Source organism: Acinetobacter sp. V89_4 (assembly GCF_029967875.1).
GTDB lineage: Bacteria > Pseudomonadota > Gammaproteobacteria > Pseudomonadales > Moraxellaceae > Acinetobacter > Acinetobacter oleivorans.
Genome location: NZ_JASCAI010000028.1, coordinates 385,036 through 400,813, shown reverse-complemented (window position 1 = coordinate 400,813; position 15,778 = coordinate 385,036). Strand labels below are relative to the sequence as shown.

Annotated in this window: 13 protein-coding genes; 4 read left to right on the top strand and 9 right to left on the bottom strand. The window is 36.9% G+C overall.

Going from position 1 to position 15,778, the window contains the following annotated elements; genetic code table 11:
* Positions 1-43 precede the first annotated feature (43 nt).
* From QLG01_RS13560 to QLG01_RS13545, 4 genes are all read right to left on the bottom strand, one after another.
* Positions 44-808 carry an SDR family oxidoreductase gene (locus QLG01_RS13560; RefSeq protein ID WP_282496700.1) on the bottom strand — a complete coding sequence of 255 codons (765 nt, stop codon included), beginning with the start codon at positions 806-808 and terminating at the stop codon, positions 44-46.
* A gap of 87 nt (positions 809-895) precedes the next feature.
* Positions 896-1,588: a histidine phosphatase family protein gene (locus tag QLG01_RS13555; protein ID WP_282496699.1), complete on the bottom strand. Its 693-nt coding sequence runs from the start codon at positions 1,586-1,588 to the stop codon at positions 896-898.
* A gap of 15 nt (positions 1,589-1,603) precedes the next feature.
* The gene (locus tag QLG01_RS13550) at positions 1,604-2,665 is read right to left on the bottom strand and encodes a phosphotransferase family protein (RefSeq protein ID WP_282496698.1); all 1,062 of its coding nucleotides are present in this window, start codon (positions 2,663-2,665) and stop codon (positions 1,604-1,606) included.
* Positions 2,665-3,927 (bottom strand): acyl-CoA dehydrogenase family protein, encoded by a 1,263-nt coding sequence (locus QLG01_RS13545; protein ID WP_282496697.1) that lies wholly within the window; start codon positions 3,925-3,927, stop codon positions 2,665-2,667. Before QLG01_RS13545 ends, QLG01_RS13550 begins: the two co-directional genes overlap by 1 nt.
* A gap of 83 nt (positions 3,928-4,010) precedes the next feature.
* Here QLG01_RS13545 and QLG01_RS13540 point away from each other — a divergent pair, with 83 nt between their 5' ends.
* The 3 genes from QLG01_RS13540 (at position 4,011) to QLG01_RS13530 (ending at position 7,629) form a co-directional block, all read left to right on the top strand.
* Complete coding sequence (locus QLG01_RS13540; RefSeq protein WP_282496695.1) at positions 4,011-4,967, top strand: LysR family transcriptional regulator; 957 nt, start codon at positions 4,011-4,013, stop codon at positions 4,965-4,967.
* Between the two features lie 116 nt (positions 4,968-5,083).
* Entirely contained in the window at positions 5,084-6,700 is a 1,617-nt protein-coding gene (locus QLG01_RS13535) for an AMP-binding protein (RefSeq protein WP_282496693.1), read from the top strand.
* Between the two features lie 74 nt (positions 6,701-6,774).
* Positions 6,775-7,629, top strand: a complete 855-nt coding sequence (locus QLG01_RS13530; protein ID WP_282496692.1) for an acyl-CoA thioesterase domain-containing protein — start codon at positions 6,775-6,777, stop codon at positions 7,627-7,629.
* 78 nt (positions 7,630-7,707) lie between these two features.
* Here the strand turns inward: QLG01_RS13530 and QLG01_RS13525 are convergent, their stop codons facing one another.
* The 5 genes from QLG01_RS13525 to QLG01_RS13505 all read right to left on the bottom strand — a co-directional run bounded on the left by QLG01_RS13525 (position 7,708) and on the right by QLG01_RS13505 (position 13,770).
* Positions 7,708-9,039: an FAD-binding oxidoreductase gene (locus QLG01_RS13525; protein ID WP_282496691.1), complete on the bottom strand. Its 1,332-nt coding sequence runs from the start codon at positions 9,037-9,039 to the stop codon at positions 7,708-7,710.
* 338 nt (positions 9,040-9,377) lie between these two features.
* Positions 9,378-10,637: an outer membrane protein transport protein gene (locus QLG01_RS13520; RefSeq protein ID WP_282496690.1), complete on the bottom strand. Its 1,260-nt coding sequence runs from the start codon at positions 10,635-10,637 to the stop codon at positions 9,378-9,380.
* A 97-nt stretch (positions 10,638-10,734) separates the two neighbouring features.
* Positions 10,735-11,424: a DUF4386 domain-containing protein gene (locus tag QLG01_RS13515; RefSeq protein ID WP_151768691.1), complete on the bottom strand. Its 690-nt coding sequence runs from the start codon at positions 11,422-11,424 to the stop codon at positions 10,735-10,737.
* A complete protein-coding gene (locus QLG01_RS13510) occupies positions 11,411-12,784 on the bottom strand; it encodes an FAD-binding oxidoreductase (RefSeq protein ID WP_151768692.1) in 1,374 nt (457 codons plus the stop codon). The genes QLG01_RS13515 and QLG01_RS13510 overlap by 14 nt, the downstream gene beginning before the upstream one ends.
* A 380-nt stretch (positions 12,785-13,164) precedes the next feature.
* Positions 13,165-13,770, bottom strand: a complete 606-nt coding sequence (locus QLG01_RS13505) for a TetR/AcrR family transcriptional regulator (RefSeq protein ID WP_005040635.1) — start codon at positions 13,768-13,770, stop codon at positions 13,165-13,167.
* A gap of 430 nt (positions 13,771-14,200) precedes the next feature.
* Here QLG01_RS13505 and QLG01_RS13500 point away from each other — a divergent pair, with 430 nt between their 5' ends.
* The gene (locus QLG01_RS13500) at positions 14,201-15,733 is read left to right on the top strand and encodes an NAD(P)/FAD-dependent oxidoreductase (RefSeq protein WP_282496689.1); all 1,533 of its coding nucleotides are present in this window, start codon (positions 14,201-14,203) and stop codon (positions 15,731-15,733) included.
* Positions 15,734-15,778: the final 45 nt, after the last annotated feature.

Here is a 15,778-nt window from a genome sequence, read left to right as displayed (position 1 = left end):
ATGAGTAGTAACTATAATGTAAAAAATATAGTTACTACTTCTTTTAAATAGTTAAGCCACCATCAACAACAATACATTCGCCATTGGTATAGCTAGAGGCCTCTGAAACGAGGTATAAAACTGTTCCTGCCATTTCACGTGGTTCAGCATGACGGCGTAACGGAATTTCAGCCATTAATTTTTCATATAGTTCAGGGTCACTGAACAATGCGCTTGCAAATTTGGTCTTAGTAAAACCAGGAACCAAGGCATTAACTCTAATTCCAAAAGGCCCACATTCTTTTGCAAATGTTTTGGTCATATTGATGACAGCAGCTTTCGTAATTGAATAGATGCCTTGTTTATCGCCAGGCTGTAATCCATTTACCGAGGCAGTATTTACAATTGCACCGCCACCTTGTGATTTCATTAATTTCCCTGCCTCAATAGACATGAAGAAATAACCGCGAATATTCACTTCTACCGTTTTGTTATAGGCTGCTAAATCTGTATCTAAAACATGGCCAAAATATGGATTTGCCGCTGCATTATTAACAAGAATATCTAAGCGGCCATGTTTATTGCGAATATGTTCAAAAATAGAAGATATGTCTTCCATTTTTCCAACATGACATGCAAATGCTTCAGCCTTTCCACCCAAGGCAATAATTTCTTCTGCAACAATTTTACAGTCTTCAATCTTTCGGCTTGAAACGATGACATAAGCACCTTGTTCTGCTAATAATTTAGCAATTTCTTCACCAATGCCTCGACTAGCTCCAGTCACCAGCGCTATTTTTCCTGATAAATCAAAAAGATTAGTTGCCATGCTTTTATACTCCTCTTTCCCTTTTCTTCTATATGTTTTAAAAAATTAATCATTTCCTTAAAACACATAAATCCTTGTATTTTAAAATTAATGCCAAGTTAATAAGTTTATGCCATATTCACGAAAATGCTGATGCTCGTTCAGACTTAAAATGCTATGACGTTTACTATCACTTAAAATTTGCGTGATACCGCAATTCACCATTGACCAATTCAACTCAAAAGTAGCTTGATCAGTTAAACCTAGCAGTGATTGTATAATTACGGAAATCACGCCTCCTGAACTGAAAACAACAACATTTTTTCCTTTTGAGCTATTCACAATGTCTGTAAAAGCACTAACACATCTATGCTGAAACTCTTTCCATGTTTCACTATAGTCAGAATCATATTCACCGCTTTGCCAACGGTTTACAGCCTTACCAAACATGACTCCCATGGTTTTTACAGGATGAGACGAGCTCTTAATTTCCTCTAAAATTTCAGCTTTACTTGAATATTTTTTCTTATCCAAATTTACTAAAACTTGATCATGATCAAATTCATTTAAACCTTCATGGGGTAAAGCTATAAGTGGTAAATGCATTTCTGCTAAACAATGTTCTGCTGTTTGTTGATGTCTTAGCATTCCTCCTCTCCATGCACTGTCGAAAGATTTAGCTTGATCATCAAAAACTTTACCTAAAACCCTAGCTTGCTCAGCACCTTTTATGGATAGCTGATCATATTTATCAGTACCCCATGATGCCTGACCATGTCTTACAAAAGTAATTAGAGCCATCTCATCCTCTTATTTTTACTTAGCCTGCCAAGTCAGTTGTAAACAACGTACAAACATAGCTTCCACAAAAACTCCAAAATCTTTAAAAGCTGGGTTTTGTGTTTCCTTGTGGTAATAGCGATAATAAATTTGCTGAACAATGGCTGCTAAACGGAATAATCCAAAAACCTCATAAAAGTTCCAGTTATCTGTCTGTAGACCTGTTTTCTGCAAATAATATTTAACGACTTCCTTGCGGCTAAACATTCCTTTTAAGTGTGTTGGTTGGCGTCTTGTCGATTTCAACAAAACGCTATCATCATCTTGTATCCAATAAGCAAGTGCACACCCTAAGTCCATTAATGGATCTCCTAAGGTTGCCATTTCCCAATCCAATACGCCGATGAGACGAGTTGGATCTTTAGGATCTAAAATGACGTTATCAAACCGCCAGTCATTATGAATAACACATGTTTTAACGTCTTTAGGTATATGGTTTAGAAGCCATGTTCTTATAGCTTCAAAACTAGGTACATCTGGTGTTTTCGCTTTTTCATAACGCTTAATCCAACCTTCTACCTGTCTACGACAATAACCTTCACCTTTACCTAAATCTTCTAAATCTGTGCCTTTGTACGGCACCTGATGAAGTGCGATTAATGCATCAATCGTATTCATGCACAACTGATTGACTTTTTTAGGCGTAAAATTTAAATCTTCGGGTAGATCTGCTCGAGGAATCACACCTTCAATCCGATCCATCACATAAAAATCACAACCAATAACGGTCTCATCAGTACATAATGCAACCATATCTGGAACTAATGGGTATAAAGGCTTAAGTGATTTTTGAACTTTATACTCACGGTTCATATCATGTGCAGATTTTGCTTTGGTTCCCGCTGGCGGACGGCGTAAAATTAAATCTCGATTATCGTAACGAATACGATATGTCCAATTAGAAGCACCACCTGAGTACTGGGTAACTTGCGGCATCCCATTTAGAACAACTCCCTGTTCCTTCAACCACTGGTCAACCGCTTTAATATCCAGCTCCTCACCTCGGCGGACAGCTCCTCCTACATCGATGACATTCATTACGCGATCTTTCCCTTTAATGGCTGAGTAGTACGGCCATAACCACGTTTTTTAAGCTCGATTTTTGTGATTACTCGCTTGTGTACTTCATCAGGACCATCAGCCAATCGTAAAGTACGAGCAGCGCCAAAGAAGCGTGCTAAAGGTGTATCGTTGGCTACGCCCATTCCACCATACATCTGAATTGCCATATCCATGACTTGCTGCATTACATTTGGCGCAATGACTTTAATGGCAGAAATTTCTGTCATGGCTGCTGTATTTCCAACAGTATCCATTTTCCATGCAGCATAAAGAGTCATTAAACGTGCTTGAGCAATAGCAATTCGTGCATCGGCCACTTTCTCTTTATTTCCACCTAACTCTAAGATGGGTTGACCAAATGCAATTCGACTCATGCCTCGATCAATCATTAATTCTAGTGCACGTTCTGCCGCACCTACACATCGCATGCAATGATGAATTCGTCCCGGTCCTAAGCGCCCTTGTGCTATTGCAAATCCTTCACCCGGACCACCAATAAAATTCTCGACTGGTACACGAACGTTTGTAAAACTCACTTCTCCATGACCATGAGGCGCATCTATATCACCAAAAATCGGTAACATTCTTTCAATTTTTACTCCAGGTGTATTGATAGGTACAAGAACCATGGAGTGCTGTTCATGTCTTCCTTTTTTGGAATCAGGAGTGTGAGCCATAAAAATTAAAAGTTTTGCATTTGGATCACCTAAACCTGATGACCACCATTTACGGCCGTTTAAAACAATTTCATTGCCATCAACAATAGCTGTAGCTTGCATATTGGTTGCATCACTTGAAGCAACTTCTGGCTCTGTCATACAAAATACAGAACGGATATCACCATTCAATAAAGGTTCTAACCATTGCTTTTTTTGTGCCTCACTGCCATAACGCCATAGCACTTCCATATTTCCAGTGTCTGGCGCGCTACAATTGAAAACCATTGGTGCTAAAAAGCTACGTCCAGTTTGTTCTGCAATATGTGCATATTCTTGAATACTTAATCCAGCTCCAAGCTTTTCGTCTGGCAAAAACATATTCCATAAACCAGCTGCTTTCGCTTTTGCTTTTAAAGTTTGTAGTGTTTTAGGCCATTTCCACGTTGTCCAATCTTCCGGATCACAAGTCCGATGTACCTCTTTCCAGAAATCATCTTCAATTGGAACAATTTCATTCTCCATGAACTGTTTTGTTTTTTCTAAGTACGCCTTACCTTTTGCGCTAAGTTCAAAATCCATTATCTTTAACTCTGTTTCTTGGTATTTGCCAAGCGTACATAAGTTTGTATAATGAATAAAATGAATTAATTTTATAGTGAATCATGCACAAAGATAATGAAAAAGTAGCATCGCTAGCTCGAATTGATCTAAATTTATTTCGAGTCTTCGCAACAATTTATAAAGAGAAAAACTTAACACGTGCGAGCGAGCAGCTATTTCTTAGCCAACCTGCTGTAAGTCATGCACTTGCTAGATTACGTGAACACTTCAATGACCCCCTGTTTATTAGAGATGGACATGGAGTAATGCCTTCACAAGTTGCAAAACGAATTTGGCCAAATATTGAACACTCACTTGCTTTATTAAATGAAGCTATTCAAAGCACCTTAGATTTTCAACCAGAAAGGGATTTAAAGAAAATAACTATTGCAATGAATGATGAGTTTGAACCCATATTACTGCCACTAATCATTCAACATTTTTCAAATTTTAATGATGAATTAAAAATAAATAGTGTTCGTATTGATCGTAAGAATTTACGTCAAGAACTCGCATCTGGAAGAATTGATTTTGCGATAGATGTTACACATTCAATTGAAGAAGGCATTGCTCAACAAACGTGTATGAAAGATAAGTTTGTTATTATGTGCCATGAAAAACATCCCATCCTAAAATTAGGCTTAAATATAGAAAATTATTTAAAAACTGAACATATCACAGTCTCAGCTCGACCTACGGGAAGAGTCTTTGAAGACTTTATATTGTCAAAACAAGGATTAAAAAGATCAATCAAACTCAGATGCCAACAATACCAAACAGCGATTAGTATGCTCACGCAATCAAACTATTTGCTTACCATTTCATATTGCCAAGCACTGTATCTTAAAAAAAATCATCCAGAGATTAAAATTTATCCTCTTCCTGTGAACATTGAAGGATATGAGATGAATCTATATTGGGATGAAGAAAAAACAAACGAGCAAGAAACGTCATGGTGTAAGACTCAATTACTTCAAGTAATGGCTAATCTACAAGCAAGTTTGACTGAGAAGAAATAAGTCTGACAACTTCAAACGATTAGTTTGATGCATAATTTAATATCTATTTTATTCATTTTATTCATCGTATAAAAAGCTTTAAGCTCATTTTATTTCATGGAAGACGGAAATTAAAAATGAGTAAAGTTTGGCAACAAACATACATTGAGGCTGGTATCCCTGATGAGATCTGCTTACCTCCAATAAGTAGCTCAATGATTGACATCTTTGAACGAAACAGCAAAGAATTTGCTGATAAAACTGCCTATATTTTTAGAGATGAAAAATTAAGCTATAAACAAGTTGATCACTTATCTTTGAAGTTTGCTGGTTTTTTACAATCACTTGGACTTAAAAAAGGCGCACGTGTCGCTGTCATGCTACCAAACATCTTGCAGTACCCTATTTCAGTGATGGGTATTCTTCGAGCAGGATTAATTTTAGTAAATGTAAATCCTTTATATACGCCAAGAGAGCTTGAGCATCAATTAAAAGATTCAGGTGCAGAAGTTATTATTGTTCTGGACAGTTTAAAAAATACTTTTCAGCAAATTGCTGCTAACACTGCAGTCAAACATTTAATCGTAACGAGTATAAATGAGTCTTTAGTTGAACCATTTGCACAAACAAACAATGATGAGTCCATCTTATTTAGTTCGGCTTTAGCGTCTCCTATATCAACGTACACTAAACCTGACCTCACTTTAAATGACACAGCTGTTTTGCAGTACACAGGTGGCACAACGGGTGTTTCTAAAGGCGCTGAATTGACTCATCTTAATCTGGTGTCAAATCTATTACAAAATAACGCTATTTTTGGACCAATCTTGTTAGGTGGAAAACAAGAACAGCAAAATATGATTTGCGCTTTACCTCTTTACCATATTTTTGCATTTCAACTTTCCATGGTATCTCAATATGTTGGATTTGCATGTGTGTTAATTTTAAACCCGAGAGATACTCCGAGCCTAATAAATGAAATGGTTAAGCACCCACCTGTGCTATTTCCTTCAGTCAATACGCTGACAAATGCATTAGTGAACCATGAAGATATTCATAAAGTTGATTTTAGTCATATAAAATTAGCAACGAGTGGTGGAATGGCAACGTTACCGACAACGGCGGAAGCTTGGCATAAGTTAACCCAAAAACCGTTACTTGAAGGTTATGGCCTATCTGAAACTTCCCCCGTAGTTTCGGTTAATCCTCCAAATATCAAAGGATTTACAGGAAAAATTGGTATTCCACTTCCGTCAACAGAAATTGCGATTATTGATGATAATGGACAAGAAGTTCTCTTAAACCAAGAAGGCGAAATTGCGGTTAGAGGCCCTCAAGTCATGAAAGGCTACTGGAACCGTCCTGAAGAAACCGCCCAAGTAATGACACACGATGGATACTTCCGTACCGGTGATATTGGTGTAATGGATTCAGCTGGTTTCGTTAAAATTGTCGATCGTAAAAAAGATATGATTCTCGTATCTGGTTTTAATGTTTATCCAAATGAAATTGAAGAAGTCGTCAGCAGACATCCTAAAGTTCTAGAAGCAGCAGCTATAGGCGTTATGGATGAAAAAAGCGGTGAAGTACCAAAATTATTCATTGTAAAAAAAGATATTAACTTAACTGAAAATGAAATTTTTGAATTTATTTCAGATAAACTCACGGGTTACAAACAACCAAAATATATCGAGTTTTTAGGTGAATTACCCAAATCAAATGTGGGTAAAATTTTACGTAAAGAACTGAGATAATAAGTTAATAGGTATCTGAAGAGGCATATATTCATGACTATGCCTCTTTATCTGTAAATAATAGAGCATAAATAATGGATAACTTTACTCAGGACTTAATTACTCTATTAGATGTAAAGCAAATTGATAGTTTGCTCTTTCAGGGAAATTGTACGCAGATATTTGGTTCTCATTTATTTGGTGGACAGCTTTTAGGTCAATCTTTAGTTGCTGCGGCAAAAACGACTGATCGTCCAGCGCATTCACTTCATGCCTACTTTCTTAAAGCTGGAGTAACTGACGCACCGATTTTATATCAAGTCATAAAGTTACAAGATGGCTCTACATTTAGCCGAAGAGAAGTAAAAGCGCTACAAAATGGACAATTAATTTTTACAGCTTTGATTTCCTTTGCACATCCTGAACAAGGAGCAGAATTTCAAACTCCACCTCCAAACTATCCATCTCCTGATCAATTACAATCAGAGATCGATCATAAACTTGAAATTTCAGAACAAATCCCTGAGCACTTTAGATCTGAATTTTTAAATCCTTTTCAAATTGAAATTAAGCCCGTTAAATTCTTTAATCCTCTTAATTCAACCAAGTCTTCTTCCTATGCGGAATATTTCAAAACACATAGTAAATTAACAACTCGAAAAGACTCAATTATTTTATCTCAAGCAATTACTGCCTATTACTCAGATTATAACTTGCTATCTGTTTCATTACTAAAAAATGGCTTTAGCTACTTAACAAAAGGTATTAGAGCTATAAGTTTAGACCATACTATTTATTTTCATCATCATTTTGAAATTGATGAATGGTCTCTTTATGATTTAAATACAACTGTTAGCTCACAAGCAAGAAGTCTAAACTATGGAAAAATCTGGCAAAATGAAAAATTAGTATGCAGTACAGTACAAGAATGTCTAATAAGAAAATTTTAAATTGGTTATAAACTTAGCCTGAATAATAAAAAGTAAGGTTAAACCCATGTTTCAACCTTACTAAAATATAATTTCTATTTATAGACCTTTGACTTTTTGATTAACTTTTTCATCAAGCCTACTTGCTGCATACAATGCGCTGTTTAGTACACACCAACGAAATGGCTCTGGTAGTGTTGAAGGGTTTTTATGAGCCATTAAAAAAGAAAGTAGCGGATTTTCATCTTTCTTCTGGATCTTTTGAGCAATCATATGCCCAACCATTCCTTGTGTACCCAATCCATGTCCAGAACAACCTGTAGCATAATAAATATTATTGCTAGAACCTAAAGTTCCTACGACTGGAATCGAATCATTCGCATAGCTAATATAGCCACTCCAACAACTTTTAATAGAAATATCTTTTAAGAATGGAAAACGTTCATTTAAAGCATTTTTTAATGCTCTATAGTGAACATAATCTGGTTTATTGGGAGTATTTGATCCATAGATATAACGTAATTGCTTAGTTGTACAGACCAACGTATTTCTTGCCGTCAAACGATGACTTTCCATAATATGATGTGATGTGGTTATGCCTTCGCGTCCTGGCCATCCGAGTGCATCTAATTGTGCTTGAGAAAGAGGCTCTGTTTCTATCGCTGATACGCGTAAAGGTACTATTTTGCTAGCGAGCACACCCATTTTTGGGGTAAAAGCATTACTCGCAAATATTAAATTTGGAGCATTTACACTTCCATTAGGGGTCTTAACATTAATAACGGCCCCCTCCGTAAAGGAAATTAGAGGTGTATTTTCATATAGCTTTACACCAGCTTGTATGGCTGCTTCTCTTAACCCTAAAATATATTTACCGGGGTTAAGCGTTCCTCCTCTAGGAATATAGCTACCAAATAAAAAGGCTGAAGGAATACCTTTAGCACGCATTTTAGAATTGTTCCAAAACTCAAGTGAACACCCTAATTCTGCGGCAATTCTAATTTCTTCATGGATTTGCTTTTCTTGAGATGGGTGTATCCCTGCCCTAATCAGACCAGACTGGTTATAGTCACATTGAATATTATATTCTTGAAATATCTTTTCGGCGAAGTTAACACCTTCTTCATAAAAATTAACAACATTCTTTGCCGCTTCATTTCCTAACTTCTTTAGAAAAAGTTCATATTTTAAACCTAATGCGCCACCTAAATAGCCAGCGTTACGTCCGCTTGCACCAAAACCTGCAAACTCTTTCTCAAGTACAACAACCTTAGAAACATCTTTAACAAGTTCTAAAGCAGCACATAAGCCTGCTAGTCCAGCCCCAATAATGACGACATCGGCAGAAATATCACCTCTAAGCTCTGCTTGAATGTTCTTCGGCTTTTCTTCCCACCCACCGATTTCTCGAAATTTGTCTTCCAAATCCATAGCCTAATATTCCTTTATAAATTCATAAGGTTTAAAACTAAAACTTAAAATCTATATAAGAAATTAAAAATTAGTTCACGCCTTTTCTGTAATTTTAAAACTATAGTCTATCTATATACTTAATTTAAATGAATTTAACTAATGGTTTGATATAAATGTAATTTATAGTAAAAATATTTAATACAGACAGACTTCTTAAAATAAATTTTAAATAATCAAATAGAGAGAATAAAACAACTTTAAATATTTTATAAATATATTTTGGCAATTAATATTATTTTTCTTTTAATATTAAAATCAACAAATGGAGCAGTTAAAATCAACCGCTCCATTTAAATTTAAAACCGATATCCAAATTTTAGACCATAGGCGATTGCATGATTGTCTTTAAAATCTGCCTGTTCTGCGAATGGTTTAATTCCTTCTATTGGCAAGTAATAAGTTCCATCTTCGGTTTTTGTATCACCTAACCAATAATATTTTATGCCACCAGCTATAAAGTAGTTTTTAGCGGGGTTAAATTGGACACCTAAACCAAGCGACCATGAACCTTTGATTGGTCCCATTGTTGACGCAGGATCACCCGTACCTGAATCCCAACTTACATCTGTTGAAGCAGCCCATTTTTCTGTAAATTGATGTGCGAGACCGACAGTCGCACTATATTGATCGTTCTGATAAGAATCGAGCTTAAAGCCTTGGGTATAAGCTCCACCAGTTGCCTCTTTCATAATAATTTCAGATAGAGCGCCATATTGCGGAGGGCGTGTTTCAAACTCTTTCCAATTCACCCATCTTAAATTCATATAAATAAGTGATTGTTCAGAAATGCCTGTTTGAAAATCAATATTTAATGATGCTGGAGTCTCTAATTTGGTTTTCTCATTTTCAACGAGTTTTAGTGGTTCACCATAAATATCTTCATCTACTTGAAATTTATATTTGATTTTGGACCGATAGGTTACCGCTGCTTTTAAGGCAAGATCAGGTAATTGATAACTTCCTCCTAACAACCAACCGACTTCGCCTTCTTGTTTAAACTTAGCATTATAGCCATTAAAAGCCTGAGTATAGGCATTGCCCCGAAGACCTAGGTTTGCTTTTACGGTTTGATAAACTGGTCCACCGTAAATCTGAAAATGCTCAACTGGTGAATAACCCACAATCATACTTAAATTTTGAGTATCGGCTTTTACGAACGTACCTTGATGGCTAACGTCATTATCAAAATAACTATTATTAGAACGTGCCGGATATTTAATGTCAGCACTAAAAGGCTGATCGTATAACACACCAAAACTTAAACGATCTGTAAGTTGTAACTTTAGAGCAGCTGTATAGAACTGCGTACTTTCTGCAATATCGCCTGTATCACGACTTTGATGATCTCGTACAAGATCGGCTCTATCGTTGACTATGCCAGAAACAGATGAATCGACTGCAAATAAATTCGCTTCTGCATAATTACCGTTTTCTAGAAATGGCAAGATAGATTGGCCTGATTGTTCCAAGGCTGAAGCGTGACTAATGTTACTCACAAATACGCCAAGCATTCCTATTAAAATCGGATTTGTCCTATTAGTTGGCATTCCATTCATACCTATATCCTTTTTCGTTGTTATTTCCCAAAATCCTTAGGATAGTTTTTTATGTTTAGAGCCATATTTCACAACATGGCTCTAAAATTCTTTACATCTATTTTCGTAATAAACCCAAACCGAAAAGACTTAGCCATACGACCTGCACTGGTAATAAAAACAGTTCAAGAAGTAAGGCTACTTTAGGAAAGCCTGAGAAAAGAAGTGCAGCAAATCCAACATATCCCAACCCAACCAAAACCAATGGGAAACCTAATGCAGATTTGTTTTTTCTCAGAAGTAGTCCGTTAACTATTGCCCAGAAACCGATTGTCGGTCCTTCCATTGGCCATAAGCCATTTTGAGAGCCTTGCGAAATGGTAGCCCAAACAGTGCCCGCTGCCTGTTTAGCCATTTCATTTCCCGACATATATGTTTCAGCAAGTGGTCCTAACACAGAGGCCTGTAAAACAGCCCCTGCTATACCTAACATGGTTGAAATCACAAGGAATAAAATAGCGATATCGGACAACAACCCTCCTGAAGAGCGCAACTTTCGCCACAGATATACGCCCACAGCCAGAAACGGAAGATAAAAACCAAAACAATCAGAAATCATTGAAGTTCTGAAAAGTGCTTGGTCTTTTGCCGACAAAGTTAATGCAAATTCAGGTTTAAATATTTGATGCAAATCAAAACCTGTAACTGCAAGAAAACAAAGTAAGCAAGTTGCAGCCATTACCGTACCGATTAGTGCAACCCACGCTGTAAATACGTGTCCATCATCATATTGTTTAATCGAGTCCAAGGCGTCTTCTCCTAGAAAGTGCTGATACTCGTTCGTATTCGAAATAAGTACGTAGCGCAGCGATGAGACCCGGAATTAATGGGAAACGTTTAAATTTGGCATGTCCTTTTTCTCCATTGGCAACAAACCAATGCTCGGTAAGCTCCGTTTTACGTTGCAATGCAAGATCAGCTAAAATTCGGCCATAATTTTGTGACATCATTACGCCCGCACCACTGTATCCATAGGCATAAGAAATACGACCATTATGAAGTGTGCCCACTTGAGACCTTACGTCAAAAGGAATAGAACAAGCGCCACTCCAACGTTGAGCAATTTTTAATTTCTGAAATGCAGGAAATACCTTTTTATACATTCGCTCAGCGGCATCATAAAACTGCACTTTCTGAGCTTCGTCCATAGAGCGCCCTTCACCCACGTAGATATCACATAGGTTAAATTGCAATCTTCCATCTACAGTCGTTCTACAGGTTGGAGGACAATAAGTTGTTTTGTCATAAAACTGACCACGATGTTTCCAACCAAGCGCTTTCCAATCTTCATCAGTTAAAGGTTCAGTAATTAACTGATACACAAACATTGGAAGTTGTGCGCGTTTAAGCCCCAATTCTGGTTGTAGTAAATGGGTAAAACCATTTGTTCCCAATACAATATGTTTGGCTCTAACCTCACCTTCTGGGGTTTTGAGGATAAAGAACTTTTCCTTATCTTCTATATCCAGTACTGGTGTTTGCTCAAAAATTTGTGCGCCCGCAGCTTCAGCTATTCGCTTGAGTTCTCGAGAATGCTTTACAGGGTTGACTTGTCCAGAATGTGGCATTCGGCAACCACCAGAAAATGCATCACTATTTAGAGCTTGGCTGACTGTAGCTCGATCCATATACACACTGTCTTTTGAGCGAGGTTGATCGTGCCAGTATTGAGTAAATTGCTCTAATCTTTTTTCATGGCCGCGAAGTGTCGTAAATGTCACACCTGGCATTTCAAAATCGCTATCCATATTTTCGCGTTTGATGAGGTCCTGCACATAGTCCAGACCATTCCATGCGAAATTTTGAAGCTCAGTTAATCTTTCTTTTCCATAAAGTACTTTTGCAGTGGTAGGGTCAAGTACTGGAACTGGCACAACCCAACCAGAAGTACGGCCTGAGGCACCAAATGCCACACATTCGCCTTCAAGAACAGCCACTGATGCAGCAGAGTCGGCTTTTTTTATGTGATAGGCGGTAGATAATCCAGTAAACCCTCCTCCAATAATCACCACATCTACATCGATAGTACCTTTAAGAGGTGGTGAAGGAATGTATTCGCCTGAGTGGGCTAACCAGAATGACTTATTTGCATGTGGAATATTATTCATCTAATGCTCCTTCCTTTGATATTTGATATTGCTCAGTCCACGTACCCATACTTTCGCCTATTCATTTTTTTTCAAAAAAAAGGCTTATCGCAAACTCAAGACATAATTTCTTCCCTGAAAAAATGTTGAGTGCTTTATCGCAATGCGTACGAAATCGTAGAGCTGAATATATATTGCTCCAACAATTACACAGTGTCAATGACACTGTGTAATTAAAAATAAAAATTTAGCTTCTGATAAGAATGTTTAGAAAAAAGGAAAATGAGATTGAAAAAATAATTGAAAAAATTTTATTAAATATTAAACACATATATTTTTTAATTATAGAAATGAATGAACAATTCCTTTTGAACATTCATAAATTTATAGTTAATATTTTTTTAATTAGCACCATAAAGTGTCGATAACCAAATGTTTTGAAGTACCCTTATCGCTACCTTTGGATCAACTTCTGATGGACGTCCGAAAACTTCAGAAAGATATCTTTCTTCAAGCCAGATAAGTGCTTTTGCTGTTTCTTCTACATCTAAATTTTTCTTAATTCTACCAGCTTCTTGTTCTTCTTTAATATGTTGAGCAGCAGCGTTAATAAAGTCTTGCACTAAACTCCGATATGCATTGTCCACACGTTCATCGCCTCCTGCTGCTTCTCCGAAAGCTCGTAGTACACGCCCATGCTGCATGTAAACTTCTACCAAACCAACTAAAGTACGGCGCAAATCTTCTTGAGGACTATCACCTTGCAGCCACCTATCTGCAATAGTAAATAATTCTTTCCCAATATTTTCAACAAGGCGTAAGGCCAAGTCATGCTTATCTCGGAAATGTACATAAAATGCTGGACGTTTTAAGCCCGTTCGGCGCATGACCTCATCTACATTGAGTTCACGAAAAGGATGTTCACTTAAAAACTGTTCAGCAGCATTTAATATTTCATTTTCAGAAACTTTAGGGTCGTGTTTGGGTCTACGTCTTGTAGTTGTCATACTATCCAATTTCTCATTGACACGATGTCATTGTAGGTATTAATAAATTATTCGACAAGCATTAATGCACTATTGTGGAACAAATTCTTGGAAAAAAAATAAATAAGAAGATTTTTATACTTAATAACACAATCAGAATTATATATTTTTAAAATCAAACTTTTCAAATATTTAAATAATTATTTAGAAATTCTCAATAACAAAATAAGCACATTTACACTGTGTCATTGACATTGTGTAATTATTAAATTAATAATATTGAACAGCCCCTTTTTATGACGGGGACTTCTTAAATGAAAACATACTGAGCTTAAGTAAGGCGTTTGTTCATCAGTTCCATGGATCAGGGAAAATGAAGATTAATAAATTCATCATCTTAGAAAATCTAACTGATGCTCAATTTACTGAAATTTGTAGAGAGGAATAAGATATGAATACATCAGAACAAGTTACTACTACTGATGTTTTAATCATTGGCGCAGGGATTGCTGGTATTAGCGCAGCGTACCATTTAAAGAAATATCGTCCTAATTCAAGCTTTTTAATTCTAGAAGGCCGAGAAAAAATCGGTGGCACTTGGAACTTATTCCGCTACCCTGGCATCCGCTCCGATTCAGATATGCAGTCTTTTGCATTTGGTTTTAAGCCTTGGACCGAAAAAAGGACTTTCGGTAGCGCGCAAATGATCTGTGATTATTTGCAGGAAACCCTTACTGAAAATGGTATTGACCAACATATTCAATTTAACAGCTATGTAACGAGTGCAGAATTTTCATCAAGTGAAGGCATTTGGACTGTTAACGTCAAACAAAAAGACCAAAAAAATTTAGTCACCTTACGTTCGCGCTTCCTGCTTATGGGCACAGGTTACTACGATTATAATAATGGTTATTCGCCTGAGTTTCAGGGAAGCGAAGACTTCAAAGGTCAAATCGTTCATCCTCAACACTGGCCAGAAAACCTCAACTATTCAGGCAAAAAAGTTGTCGTAATTGGCAGTGGAGCTACAGCGGTAACCTTAATCCCAGCTATGGCTAAAGATGTTGAACATATCACCATGCTTCAAAGATCACCTAGTTATGTGATTGCGATGCCAAGTGTCGACCCTATTGCACTGGCTTTAAATAAAGTTCTCTCGCCTCAACGTGCATATGAAATTATTCGCAAGAAAAATATTGCACTCAGCCGAGGAATGTATAAATTAAGTCGCCGTTTTCCAGATGTGATGCGCCGCCTACTGATTGCAGATGTAAAACGCAGACTGCCTAAAGGTTTTGATGTCGCAACTCATTTCTCGCCAAAATACAATCCATGGGATGAACGCTTATGTGTTGTGCCTGATGGAGATATGTTTAAAGCAATTTCTTCGGGCAAAGCTTCTGTTGTGACAGATCATATTGACCGCTTTACTAAAGATGGAATCTTACTGAAGTCAGGTAAAACACTTGAAGCAGATATTATTATTACTGCAACGGGTTTAAACATGCTGGCATTCAGCAAGATTCAACTGACTGTCGATGGTAAGAAAATCGATTATCCAGATACCACCATTTATAAGTCTATGATGCTATCTGATATTCCAAATTTTGCCTTTGCATTTGGTTATACCAACATCGCATGGACCTTAAAAGTAGATCTAGTATGGCGATACTTCTGCCGTCTACTTGACTACATGGATGAGAATAAATACGGAACATTTACGCCAGTGATTGCTAATCAAGACATGAAGCGAGTTCCGTTTGTTGATTTGAGTCCGGGATATGTTCAACGTGGTTTAGCTCAGTTCCCTAAGGCAGGAACAGAAGGACCATGGGAATTTCAACATGATTATGAGTTTGATTTAGAAAGGCTCAACAAAGGTCCTGTTGTCGATAAAGCATTACATTTCACTGCTCTTTTACCTAAGAAAAAATTGGCAGTTGTTCCAGAGTCAAATTCAGATGAATTGAAGATCAAAGCTTAATACTACCCTCAAAATTAAGGTCTCTTATTTAAGTAAAACCTAAAT